This is a genomic window from Spongiactinospora sp. 9N601 (genome assembly GCF_044326295.1).
Taxonomy (GTDB): Bacteria; Actinomycetota; Actinomycetes; order Streptosporangiales; family Streptosporangiaceae; genus Spongiactinospora; species Spongiactinospora gelatinilytica.
This window is the reverse complement of the sequence record NZ_JBIRBB010000009.1, coordinates 438,059-452,045: the sequence shown is the minus strand read 5'-3', so window position 1 is coordinate 452,045 and position 13,987 is coordinate 438,059. Positions and strand designations below refer to the sequence as shown.

Annotated in this window: 1 protein-coding gene; it reads right to left on the bottom strand. The window is 74.8% G+C overall.

From position 1 onward, the window contains the following. Positions 1–13,972 (bottom strand): type I polyketide synthase (locus ACH34R_RS23990; RefSeq protein ID WP_397563751.1); only part of this gene is annotated, 13,972 nt, incomplete at its 3' end. Positions 13,973–13,987: the final 15 nt, after the last annotated feature.

The window sequence follows — 13,987 nt, the reverse complement described above, 5'->3', positions numbered from 1 at the left end:
CCAGGTGCCGGGCCACCAACGCGCCCAGCCCGCCCGTGCCACCGGTCACCAGCACCGGACCCGACACCCGGGGCGACTCCCCGGCCGCCGGCCGTACCCGGGCCAGCCTGGGCACGAACACCCGCCCGGCACGGACCGCGTACTCCGGCTCGCCGTCCACCAGCGCGGGAATCGGCCCATCGGTGTCCACCAGGACGAACCGCCCTGGATGTTCGGTCTGCGCCGACCGCACCAGACCCCGGACCGCCGCACCGGCCAGGTCCTCCACGGTCTCATCCGGCCGGACCGCGACCGCACCACGAGTCACGATCACCAACCGCGAGTCGCGGCACCGGTCGTCGGCCAGCCACCGCTGTACCAGCCCGAGCGCCCATCGGGTCGCCTCGTGGACGGCCTCGGGACCGTCGCCCGGCCCGGCCTGCGGGCACTCCGCGACCACCGTCGCCGGGGCCTGGCCGTCCCAGTCGAAGCCGTCCCCGGTGAGCACGTACGCGCCCTCCGCAGGAGACTGATCGCCCGCCGGGCTCCACTCCACGCGCAGCAGCGAGCCGTCCGGGCCGCTGCCGAACTGCTTGGGCGCGACCGCCTTGGCGACCATCGACTCGATCGTGGCGACGAGCCTGCCGGTCTCGTCGGCCACCTCCATGGCGACGCCGTCGTTGCGGTTGTGCGCGTCCGGCGGCACGAGCCGTACCCGGAGGGAGGCCGGGCCGTCCGCGTACAGCCGGACGCCGCGCATGGACAGCAGCACGGGCACCAGGCCGCCGGGGATGTTCTCCGCCTCCTCGACCAGTTGCACGTGCCCGGCGGAGTCCAGCATGGCCGGGTGGATGGCGAACCGCGCGGCGTCGGCCTGGTACTCGGCGGGCAGCCGCACCTCGGTGAACCATTCCTCGCCGCGCCGCCAGGCGGACCGCAGGCTGCGGAACGACGGGCCGAAGTTGTAGCTGAGCCGGGCCAGCCGGGCGTAGAGGTCGCCGGTGTCCACGGGTTCCGCGCCGGCGGGCGGCCACACGGCCAGGTCGGTGCGCGGCGGCGTGCCGTCCGACGTGCTGAGGAAGCCGGTGGCGTTGCGTATCCACTCGCCGGGTTCGTCCAGGTCCGGGCGGGCCTCGCCGTCGAGGCGGTAGTGCATGCTGATCGGGCGGCGTCCGGCCGGGTCGGGCGCGCCGATCCGGATCTGGAGCTGCGCGCCGCCGGTCTCGGGCAGGATGATCGGGGCCTGGAAGTTCAGCTCGTCCACCTGGTCGCAGCCGATCCGCCGGCCGGCCGACAGCGCCAGCTCCAGCAGGCCGATGCCGGGCAGGATCGGCATGTGCATGACGTCGTGGTGGGCGAGCCAGGGGTGGGTGTTCTGCGACAGGCGGGTGGTGAACATCCAGCCTTCGCCGTCGGCCAGGCTGAGTGCCGCGCCCAGCATCGGGTGGTCGACGCTGTCCAGACCGAGCCCTTCCGCGCCGCCCGCCCGCCTCGGGCCTCCCGTGAGCCAGTGGCGGGTGCGCTGGAAGGCGTACGTCGGCAGCGCGGCCTTCGCGCCGTCGCCGAGCACGGCCGTCCAGTCCACCGGCACGCCGTGAGCGTGCAGGTCCGCCACCGCCCGGATGATCGTCTGCTCCTCGGGGCGCGATTCGCGCAGCGCGGAGGTGGCGAAGACGTCCTCGGTGACGCAGTGGCGGGCCATCGCGGTGAGCGTGCCGTCCGGGCCCAGTTCCAGGAAGGTCGTGACGCCCTGATCGGCCAGCCAGGCGATGCCGTCGGCGAAGCGTACGGCCTCGCGGACGTGCCGCACCCAGTAGTCGGGGGCGCACAGCTCCTCGTCAGGCACGGGTGCGCCGGTGAGGTTGGAGACGATGGGGACGGCGGGCGGCCGGAAGGTCAGCTCGGCCGCGACGCGGCGGAACTCCTCCAGCATGCCGTCCATGTGGTGGGAGTGGAAGGCGTGGCTGACCCGCAGCCTGCGGGTGCGGCGGCCCTGGTCGGCCCAGTGGGCGGCGAACGCGGTGACGGCCTCCTCGTCGCCGGAGACGACCACCGACGCCGGGCCGTTGACGGCGGCCAGCGCCACCCCGGCGGGGAGTGGGGTGACCTCCGCCTCGGACGCCTGGACGGCGATCATCGCGCCGCCGCGCGGCTGCGCCTGCATGAGCCTGCCCCGGGCGGCGACCAGCCTGGTCGCGTCCTCCAGGGACAGGACACCGGCGACGTGGGCGGCGGCCAGTTCGCCGATGGAGTGGCCGAGCAGGTGGTCGGGCCGCACGCCCCAGCCGTCCATCAGCCGGTAGAGGGCCACCTCGACGGCGAACAGCGCCGCCTGGGCGTACATGGTCTCGTCGATCAGGGCGGGGTCGGCGAGCGCGTCCTGGAGGGGGCGGTCCAGGTGGCGGTCCAGGTACGCGCAGACCTCGTCGAACGCCTCCGCGTAGGCGGGGTGCCGCCGGTGCAGCTCGGCGCCCATGCCCACGCGCTGGCTGCCCTGCCCGGTGAACAGGAACGCGACCTTGCCGGGCCGCGCCTGGGCACCGGCGGTCGTGCCGTACGCGAGGGCGTCGAGGTCGCGAAGCAGCGCCGCCCGGTCGGCGGCGACCACCGCGGCGCGGTGCTGGAAGTGGGTACGCCCGGTGGCCAGCGTCCGCGCCACCGCGTCCGGCGCGAGCCCGGGGTGCGCGGCCAGGTGATCACGCAGCTTTCCCGCCTGCGCCCGCAACGCCTCCACACTCCGCCCGGACACCACGTAGGGCAGCGTCCGATCCGCCCCGCCGTCCTCGGCCGCACGCCCAGAACCGCCCGGGACTGCGTCGGCCCCCAGGCCGGAGCCGACCACCGGCGTGGCCCCGGACCCCGGGGCCGTGCCGGAGGCCGGGGCGGGAGTGTCTTCGGGGTGTTCCAGGATGACGTGGGCGTTGGTGCCGCTGATACCGAAGGCCGAAACACCCGCGCGGCGCGGGTGGCCGTTGCGGTGCCAGGGAACGGGCTCCGCGAGGAGGCGTACCCCGCCTGAGGACCAGTCCACGTGCGGCGTCGGCTGTCCGGCGTGCAGGGTCGGGGGCAGCACCTCGTGCCGCATCGCCATGACCATCTTGATCACCCCGGCGACGCCCGCCGCCGCCTGGGTGTGCCCGATGTTGGACTTGACGGTACCGAGCCACAGCGGCTCGGCCCGGTCCTGGCCGTAGGCGGTGAGCAGGGCCTCGGCCTCGATCGGGTCGCCCAGCGTCGTGCCGGTGCCGTGCGCCTCCACCACGTCCACGTCGGCGGCCGACAGCCGGGCGTTGGCCAGCGCCTGCCGGATGACCCGCTGCTGAGACAGGCCGTTGGGGGCGGTCAGGCCGTTGCTGGCGCCGTCCTGGTTGATCGCCGAGCCACGGATCAGGGCCAGTACCGGGTGGCCGTTGCGGCGGGCGTCCGACAGGCGTTCCAGCACCAGCATCCCGGCGCCCTCCGCCCAGCCGGTGCCGTCGGCGGCGGCCCCGAACGCCTTGCAGCGCCCGTCGGCCGCGAGGCCGCCCTGCTTGCCGAACTCGGTGAACCCCATCGGGCTGGACATCACCGCCACCCCGCCGGTGAGCGCGAGCGAGCACTCGCCGTTGCGCAGCGACTGCACGCCCAGGTGCAGCGTGACCAGGGAGGAGGAGCAGGCGGTGTCCACGGTCACGGCGGGCCCTTCCAGGCCCAGCACGTACGCGACCCGCCCGGACACGACGGCCCCCGAGGTGCCGGTGAGCAGGTAGCCCTCGGCCTCCTCGGGCAGGTCCTCCACATCGTCGGAGTAGTCGGCGTTGCCGACGCCGGTGAACACGGCGGTCTGGCTGCCGCGCAGCGTGGCCGGGTCGATGCCGACGCTCTCGATGGCCTCCCAGGCGGTCTCCAGCATGAGCCGCTGCTGCGGGTCCATGGTGACCGCCTCGCGGGGGCTGAGCCCGAAGAAGGACGCGTCGAACATGGCCGCGTCGTACAGGAAACCGCCCTCGCGTACCTGTACGTCGCCGAGCGCGTCCAGGTTCCAGCCACGGTCGGCGGGGAACGCGCCGATCGCGTCCACGCCCCCGGCGACCAGCTCCCACAGCTTCTGCGGCGTGTCCGCGCCACCGGGGTAGCGGCAGGCCATGCCGATGACCGCGATGGGGTCGTCGTCGAGCGCGGCGGCCGGGACGGTCTCGGCGCGGGCGGGCAGGTCGTCCCCGCCGGGCAGCAGGGTGCCGAGGTGGGCGGCCAGCGCAGTGGCGTTGGGGTGGTCGAAGACGAGGGTGGTGGGCAGCCGCAGGCCGGTGCCGGCGGCGACGCGGTTGCGCAGCTCGACCGCCATCAGCGAGTCGAACCCCAGCTCCTTGAACGCCCGGTTCATCTCGACCTGGTCCGCGCCGCCCAGCCCGAGCACCGCCGCGACGTGCGTGGACACCAGCTCGCGCAGTACGGTGTCGCGTTCGGCGCGGGACGCCCCGGCGAGCCGCCCGGCCAGCCCCGTGTCGACCCCGGCCTGCGGGGTCTCGGCGGCGAGGGCCCGCACCTCGGGCAGGTCGCCGATCAGGGCGCTCTGCCGGGCGGCGGTGAAGCCGGGCACGAACCTGGCCCAGTCGATGTCGGCGACGACGGCCCCGGCCTCGCCCTGGCCGGTGACCAGGCGCAGCGCGGTGACGGCCTCCTCGGGCGGCATCGCGTACAGGCCGCGCCTGCGGAGCTGGTCGGCGGCCACGTTCTCGCCCATGCCCGCCCCGGCCCAAAGGCCCCAGGCGATGGCGGTCGCCGGGAGTCCCCTGGCGGCGCGGTTGCGGGCGAGCGCGTCGAGGTAGGCGTTGGCGGCGGCGTACGCGGCCTGGCCGCCGCTGCCCCAGATGCCCGCGCCGGAGGAGAACAGCACGAACGCCTCCAGGTCGCCGAGGAGTTCGTCCAGGTTGGCCGCGCCGCCCGCCTTGGCGGCGAGGGCGTCGGCCAGTTCGTCCGGGGTGGTGTCCTCGATCGTCGCCGAGGTGGCCGCCCCGGCGGCGTGGACGACGGCGGTGACCCGGGTGCCGCCTGCGGCCAGCCGGTCGAGCAGGGCCGCGACCTGGTCACGGTCGGCCACGTCGCAGGCGGCGATCTCCACTTCCGCGCCGAGCCCGGCCAGTTCGGCGCGCAGGTCGGCGGCTCCGGGCGAGTCCGCGCCGCGCCTGCTGGTGAGGACCAGCCGGGTGGCCCCGGCGCGGGCCAGGTCCCTGGCGACGTGCGCGCCGAGCGCGCCGGTGCCGCCGGTGATCAGTACGGCTCCCCCGCCCGGCGTCCACGGCCGGGACTCGGGCGGTACGGTGGCGCGGGCCAGCCTGCGGGCGAACACGCCGGACGGGCGCAGCGCGAGCTGGTCCTCACCGTGCGATCCGGCGAGGACCCGGCACAGCCGGTCGGCGGCCCGCTCGTCCAGGCCGCCGGACAGGTCGGGGAGGTCGATCAGGCCGCCCCAGGTGGCCGGGCGTTCCAGCGCGGCGACCAGGCCGAGCCCCCAGGTCTGCGCCTGTGTGGGGCGGCGCAGCGCGTCGGACCGGCCGATGGACACCGCGCCGCTGGTCGCGGACCAGAGGCGCGTCCGCAGTTCGAGGGCGTCCATGGCCTGGACCAGCGCGAGCGTGACGGCGAGCCCGGCCGGCACGTGCGGCCGGTCCGCCAGGGGCTGTTCGTCCAGCGCCGTCAGGCACAGCACACCCACGGGGACGCGGTCGCCGAGCAGGTCGGCGAGCCGGGCGGCGAGGGCGTCCCCGTCGGTGTCGGCCTCGGTGGTGGTCAGGGTGAGCACGTCGGCCCCGCGCGCGGCCAGCGCCTCGCGCACGACCTGGGTGTCCGGCCCGGCCACGACCCAGGTACCGTCGAGCCGGTCCGGGCCCGTGACGGTCACCGGCTTCCAGGTGACCTCGTAGCGCCGGCCGTTGACGACGGCCTCGGCGTTGCGCCTGCGGTGCCAGGTGGCCAGGGCGGGCAGCACCTCGCCGAGCGGCCCTTCGTGGTCGATCTCCAGGGTGGCGGCGAGCGCCCGCAGGTCGCCGCGTTCGACGGCCTGCCAGAAGCCGGACTCCACGGCGCTCGCGCCGGTCGCGGCGACCTCTTCGGGGGCGGCGTCGGGCCAGAACCGCTGCCGCTGGAACGCGTACGTCGGCAGGTCCACCCGGCGTCCGCCCGCCGTCAGCGCGGGCCAGTCCACGGCGACGCCGTTCACCCACGCCTCGGCGAAGGACAGCAGCAGCCGGTCCAGGCCGCCGTCGTTCCTGCGCAGGCTGCCGACGGCCGCGGCGGGCACGCCCGCCGACTCCGCGGTCTCCTGCACGGCCACGGTGAGGACGGGGTGCGGGGTCATCTCGACGAACACGCGGTGGCCGTCGTCGAGCAGCCGCCGGGTGGCGGCCTCGAAGTTCACCGTCTCGCGCAGGTTGCGGTACCAGTAGGCGGCGTCCATCCCGGAGCCGTCGATCCGCTCGCCGGACACCGTGGAGTACACCGGCACCGTACCGGGCACGGGGGACACGCCCGCTAGGGCCGCGGCCAGGTCGTCGGCGATCTCCTCGACCTGCGGGGAGTGGGAGGCGTAGTCCACCGGGAGGCGGCGGACGCGTACGCCGTCCTCGGCGGCCTGGGCCATCAGCTCGTCCAGGGCCTGCGGGTCGCCGGACACCACGACGGTGCCGGGGCCGTTGACCACCGCGATCGACACGCGGCCCGCCCAGCGGGCCAGCCGTTCGCGGGCGGCGTTCTCGCCCTCGGCGAGCGAGACCATGCCGCCGCGCCCGGCGAGCACGCCCAGGGCGCGGCTGCGCAGCGTCACCACGCGGACCGCGTCGGCCAGGCTCAGCGCGCCCGCCACGCAGGCGGCGGCGATCTCGCCCTGGCTGTGGCCGACGACCGCGGCCGGGCTCACCCCGGCGGCCCGCCAGGTCTCGGCCAGCGAGACCATCACCGCGAACAGCACGGGCTGCACGACGTCCACGCGCTCCAGGTCGGGAGCACCGGAGTCGCCGCGCAGTACCGCGGTCAGGGACCAGTCCACCAGCGTGGACAGCTCACGTTCGCACTCGGCCAGGCGCGCGGCGAAGACCGGCGAGGACTCCATCAGGTCCACCGCCATGCCCGCCCACTGCGAACCCTGGCCGGGGAAGACGAACACCACGCCACCGGCCGCCGCGCTCTCGTCCAGGGCGGCGGGCCCACCGGCCACGACGTTGTCGGCGCTCTCCCCGCGCTCCAGCGCGGCGAGCCCGGCGGCCAGCGCCTCCTGATCCGCCCCGACGACCACGGCCCGCCGCCCCAGCGCCGCCCTGGTCGCGGCGAGCGACCACGCGACATCCCGCACATCCCCGGAGGAGTGGGCGGCGAGGCGGGCGGCCTGTGCGTGCAGCGCGGGTTCAGAGGCGGCCGACAACACCCACGGTACGACGGCCGACGGCTGCCCCGGCCGGTCGGACACGCCCGGCCGATCCGAGTGGCCTGCCTGGTCCGGCTGATCCGGCTGATCCGGCTGGTCCACCGACGCCGGGTGATCGGCCAGAGGCGGCTGATCCGGCCCGCCGGGCTGGGCCGCCGACTCCGGCGGGGGCGGCGAAGCCGCCTGGTGCGGGGGTTGTTCGAGGATGACGTGGGCGTTGGTGCCGCTGACGCCGAAGGAGGAGATGCCCGCGCGGCGGGGGCGTTCGGCGGCGGGCCAGGGTACCGGCTCGGTGAGGAGCCTGACGTTGCCCGCCGACCAGTCCACGTGGGTGGTGGGCTCGGTGACGTGCAGGGTGCGCGGCAGCGTCTCGTGCCGCATGGCCATGACCATCTTGATCAGCCCCGCGACGCCCGCCGCCGCCTGGGTGTGCCCGATGTTCGACTTGATCGAACCGAGCCAGAGCGGTTCGTCCCGCCCCTGCCCGTACGTGGCCAGCAGCGCCTGCGCCTCGATCGGGTCGCCCAGGGTGGTGCCGGTGCCGTGCGCCTCAACCGCGTCCACCTCGTGGGCCGCGAGCCCCGCGTTCGCCAGCGCCTGGCGGATGACCCGCTGCTGGGAGGGCCCGTTCGGCGCGGTCAGGCCGTTGGAGGCACCGTCCTGGTTGATCGCCGACCCGCGTACGACGGCCAGCACCTCGTGCCCGTTGCGCCGGGCGTCCGACAGCCGTTCCAGGACCACGAGCCCGACGCCCTCGGCCCAGTTGGTGCCGTCGGCGCTCTCGGAGAACGCCCCGCAGCGCCCCTCCGGGGACAGCCCGCGCTGCCTGCTGAACGTGACGAACGTACTCGGCGTGGACATCACCGTGACGCCGCCCGCCAGCGCGATCGAGCACTCCCCCTGCCGCAGCGACTGCGCCGCCAGGTGCAGCCCCACCAGCGACGACGAGCACGCCGTGTCCACCGACACCGCCGGGCCTTCGAGCCCGAGCGTGTACGCGACCCGCCCCGAGATCACCGATCCCGAGGTGCCGGTGCTCAGGTACGCCTCGGTGTCCTCCGGGATGCTGAACTGGCCGTCCATCATGTAGTCGGGCAGCCCGAACCCGACGAACACGCCCGCCGACGTCCCCCTGAGCCTGATCGGGTCGATCCCGGCCCGCTCCAGCGCCTCCCAGGCCGCCTCCAGCACCAGCCGCTGCTGCGGGTCCATGGCCAGCGCCTCGCGCGGGCTGATCCCGAAGAACGCGTTGTCGAAGTCGGCCACGTCGTCCACGAACCCGCCCTCGCGGACGTAGGTGGTGTGCGGCCGTTCGGGGTCGGGGTCGTACAGGGCGTCGAGGTCCCAGCCGCGGTCGGCGGGGAACGGCGAGATGGCGTCCACCCCGTCCGCGACCAGCCGCCACAGTGCCTCGGGGCTGTCGGCCCCGCCCGGGTAGCGGCAGGACATGCCCACGATCACGATCGGGTCGTCGTCGGCCGCGGTCGTCACGCGGGGGCCCTGCGTGGTCCTGGCCCCCGCCACCTCGGCGAGCAGGTGGTCGGTGAGGGCGAGCGGCGTCGGGTAGTCGAAGATCAGCGTGGCGGACAGGCGCAGGCCGGTGGCGGCGGCGAGCGCGTTGCGCAGTTCGACGGCGGCCAGGGAGGTGAACCCGAGGTCCTGGAAGGCCCTGCCGGGTTCGACGGCCGCCGCGGACTTCTGGCCGAGCACGGCCGCGACCTGCGTACGTACCAGGGCGAGCACCTGTTCGCGGCGCTCGCGTTCGTCCATCCCGGCCAGGCGGCGGGCCAGCGAGGAGCCGGTCGCCGCCGACCGGCGCGAGGGGCCGCGCAGCCTGGCGGCCAGCGCCCCCGGCCGGGCGTGGTCGATCTTGACGGGGGCCAGGCTCGCCGCGACGCCTCCGGACAGCGCGCGGTCGAGCAGGTCCAGCGCCTCGTCCGTGGGCAGGGAGAGCACGCCGGAGTCGCGCATCCTGGCCGTGTCGCCGCCGCCGAGCCGCCCGGCCATGGCACGTTCCTCGTCCCATGGGCCCCACGCGAGGGACAGGGCGGGCCTGCCTTCGGCCCGGCGTCGTTCGGCGAGGGCGTCCAGGAAGGCGTTGGCGGCGGCGTAGTTGGCCTGCGCCGGGCCGCCCAGCACGCCGGCGACCGACGAGAACAGCACGAACGCCGACACGTCCGGCAGCAGTTCGTGCAGGTGCCAGGCGGCGTCGGCCTTGGGCCGCAGGGCCGCCGCCAGCCGCTCGGGCGTCATCGCGCCGACAACGCCGTCGTCCAGGACTCCGGCGGCGTGGAACACGGCGTCGATGTCGCGGCCCGCCAGAAGTGCGGCCAGGGCGTCGCGGTCGCCCACGTCACAGGCGGCGATCTCGACGTCCGCGCCGAGCGCGGCCAGCTCGTCGCGCAGTTCGGCCGCGCCGGGGGCGTCCGGGCCGCGGCGGCTGACCAGCAGCAGGTCCCGCACGCCGCGCTCGGCCACCAGGTGCCGGGCCACCACGGGACCCAGGCCGCCGGTGGCCCCGGTGATCAGGACCGTGCCACCGGGAGTCCACCCGGGTGCGTCGCCGTCCGTCGCCGCCCTGGTCAGGCGGGGTACCAGGAACCGGCCGTCGCGGACGGCCAGCTCCGGCTCGGCCGCCGCCGCCGCGACCTCCGCCGCGGCCAAGTCGTCGAGGTCGGCCAGTACGAACCGGTCGGGGTGCTCGGCCTGCGCCGAGCGCAGCAGTCCCCAGACGGCGGCGTGCGCCAGGTCGGCCGGGCTTTCGCCCGGCTGCACGGCCACCGCCCCCCGGGTCGCCACGACCAGGCGCGCGGCGGCGTACCGCTCGTCGGCCAGCCACTCCTGGACCACGGCCAGCACGTGCGCGAGCGTTCGCTGGACCGTGCCCGGCACCTCGCCCGCCGAAGCCGGGCACACCAGCACCACGGTCTCCGGCACGCCCGCCTCGGCCAGCGCCGCGAGGTCCGGGTGGACCGGCGTACCGGGCAGCGCCTCCTGAATCGCCGCCACGTCCGGCCCGGTCGCCAGGAACGCGCCAGGGGCGGCGGCGCGCGGCGCGTTGTGCCGCGACCAGGTCAGCCGGTAGAGGGATTCCAGCAGGCCGTCCCGCGCGGCCTGCGCGGACACGATCTGCTCGACCGGCAGCGGGCGCAGGGTGACCGAGGCCGCCTCGGCGACCGGCTCCCCCGTGTCGTCGGTGACGGTCAGGCGGGTGCCCGCGATGTGGACGCGCAGGCCGCGGGCGTCCGAGGCATGCAGCCGCAGACCGGTCATCGCGGCCGGGGCGGTGGGCTCCGCGCCGCCCAGCAGGGTGCGGACGTGCAGGGCGGCGTCCAGCAGGGCGGGGTGCAGGGCGTAGCCGGCGGACTTCACCTCGTCGGGGAGGGCGACCTCGGCGTACAGGTCGTCGCCGCGCCGCCACGCCGCGCGCAGGCACTGGAACGCCGGGCCGTAGGCGGCGGGGCGGTCCTCGTCGTACACGCCCTCGACGTCCACGACCTCGGCCCCGGGCGGCGGCCAGGCGACCGGCTCCCAGACGTCCTGCGGGTCCTCGGGGGAAAGCGTGCCCGAGGCGTGCAGGGTCGTCGTGGTCTGGTCACGGCTGTAGACGGCCACCATCCGGCGACCGGCCTCGTCCGCGCCTTCGACGACCACCTGGATCGCGACCCCGCCGTCCTGGGGGACGAGGAGGGGGGCGTGCAGGGTGAGTTCTTCGACCGTACGGCAGTCCACCTGGTCGGCGGCCTGGAGGGCCAGTTCGGCGAACGCGGTGCCGGGGAGTACGACCTGGCCGAGCACGGTGTGATCGGCCAGCCACGGCTGATCCTGCACCGACAGGCGGCCGGTCAGCACCACGGAACCGGGCAGGGTGATCACGGCGCCGAGCAGGGGGTGTTCCGCCGCCGTCTGGCCGAGGGAGGCGGGGTCGCCGGTGCCACTGCTGGTCTGCAACCAGTAGCGCTCGTGCTGGAAGGCGTAGGTGGGCAGGTCCACGCGGCGGCCTTCACCGGCGAGGATGGTCTTCCAGTCCACGGTCAGGCCGGAGGCCCAGGCGCGGCCCAGGCCGGTCCACAGGGATTCGACCTCGGGGCGGTCCTTGCGGAGCAGGGGGATGAACAGCCGCTCTTCGTTCAGGGCGGTGAGCACGCCATCGGGACCGATCTCCACGAAACGGGTGATCCCATCGGCAGCCATGGCGGCGACGCCGTCCTCGAAGCGGACGGTCCGGCGGACATGCTCGACCCAGTACTCCGGCGCGGCCACCTCCGGCCCGGCCCAGGTCCCCGAGACGTTCGAGACCAGCGGGATGCGCGGGCTCGAATACGTGACCCGGGAGGCCGCTTCGGCGAAGTCCGCCAGCATCGGGTCCATCAGCGCCGAGTGGAAGGCATGCGACACCCGCAGCCACCGGGACCGCCACTCCACCCCGGCCGCGAACTCCTCCAACGCCTGGCGATCCCCGGACAGCACGACCGCCGAAGGCCCGTTCACGGCGGCGACCGACAGGCCGAGTCCTTCAATCGCCTGAACGACATCGGCTTCGGCGACGGCGACGGCGAGCATCGCCCCGCCTTCGGGCAGCGCCTGCATCAGCCGCCCACGAGCCGCGACCAGCGCCGCCGCATCGCGCAGCGAGAAGACCCCCGCGATGTGCGCGGCGGCCAGCTCGCCGATCGAGTGGCCCATCACCGCATCGGGCACCACACCCCAGGACTCCACCAGCCGGTACAAACCGACCTGAAGCGCGAACAGCCCGCACTGGGCGTAGGCCGTCTGCTCCAGCGCAGCAGCGTCGGAGCCCCACATCACCTCACGAAGAGGCCGGTCCAGCACCTGGTCGGTCACCGCGCAGACCTCGTCCACCACACCGGCGAAGACCGGGAACGCCTCATAGAGTTCACGGCCCATCCCGAGCCGCTGCGACCCCTGGCCGGAGAACAGCATCCCGGTCCGGCCGCCCACCGGCTCGGCACCCGGGACCAGCCCTTCCAAGCCATCGAGCAACGCCTGACGGTCACCCGCGACGACAACCGCACGCCGTTCCAGCGCCGCCCGAGCGGTCAGCGAGACCGCCACATCGGACGGTTCCAACTCCGGATGCTCGCGCAGGTGCTCAGCGAGCCGCCCGGCCTGCTCACGCAAAGCGGCTTCATTCCGCGCCGAAACGATCAGCGGCAGCACCCCACCGAACGGCCGAACCTCGGCGGGCTCCTCCTCCGGGGCCTGCTCCAGAATGATGTGCGCGTTCGTCCCGCTGATCCCGAACGAGGAGACCCCCGCCCGGCGCGGCCGATCCACCTGCGGCCATTCCCTCGGTTCGACCAGCAGCTCAACGGCCCCGGCCGACCAGTCCACATGCGGCGTCGGCTCATCCACGTGCAACGTACGCGGCAATGCCCCGTGCCGCATCGCCATGACCATCTTGATCACACCGGCCACGCCCGCCGCCGCCTGCGTGTGCCCGATGTTCGACTTGATCGACCCCAGCCACAGCGGTTCTGCGGCACGATCCCGCCCGTACGTCGCCAGCAGTGCCCGCGCCTCGATCGGGTCCCCCAGCGTGGTCCCCGTGCCGTGCGCCTCCACCGCGTCCACGTCGGCGGTCGAGAGCTGGGCGTTGGCCAGGGCCTGCCGGATCAGGCGTTCCTGGGAGGGGCCGTTCGGCGCGGTCAGCCCGTTGGAGGCCCCGTCCTGGTTGATCGCCGAACCCCGGAGCACGGCCAGCACCTGGTGCCCGTTGCGCCGGGCGTCCGACAGGCGTTCAAGTACCAGCACGCCCGCGCCTTCCGACCAGCTCGCCCCGTCGGCGGAGGCCGCGAAGGACTTGCTGCGCCCGTCGGGGGCCAGCCCGGACTGCCGGGAGAACTCCACGAAGGTCCCCAGCGTGGCCATCACCGTGACGCCGCCGGCCAGCGCCAGCGAGCACTCCCCCTGCCGCAGCGCCTGCGCGGCCAGGTGCAGCGTCACCAGCGACGACGAGCACGCCGTGTCCACGGTGATCGCCGGGCCTTCCAGCCCGAAGGTGTAGGACACCCGGCCGGAGAGCACACTGGGGTGGACGCCGGTTCCGATGTATCCGTACAGCTCTTCGGGGATCGGCCCGCCGGTGGCGTAGTCGTCGTACATGACCCCGGCGAACACGCCCGTCCGGCTGCCGCGCAACGCGTGCGGGTCGATCCCGGCCCGCTCCAGCGCCTCCCACGAAACCTCCAGCAGCAGCCGCTGCTGCGGGTCCATGGCCAGCGCCTCACGCGGGCTGATCCCGAAGAACTCCGAGTCGAAGTCCGCCGCGTCGTACAGGAACCCGCCCTCGCGCACGTACGACGTGCCGGCCTTGCCGCGGTCGGGGTCGTACACCGCGTCGATGTCCCACCCGCGGTCGGCCGGGAACCCCGAGATGGCGTCCACGCCCTCGTCCACCAGCCGCCACAGCCCTTCCGGGCTGGTCACGCCGCCGGGGAAGCGGCACGACATGCCGACGACGGCGATCGGCTCACGCGCCTTGTACTCCACCTGGCGCAGCCGCCTGCGGGCCTGTTGCAGGTCGGCGGCGGCGCGCTTGAGATATTCGCGAAGCTGGTCGTCAGTCGCCATGGAAGATACCAATCT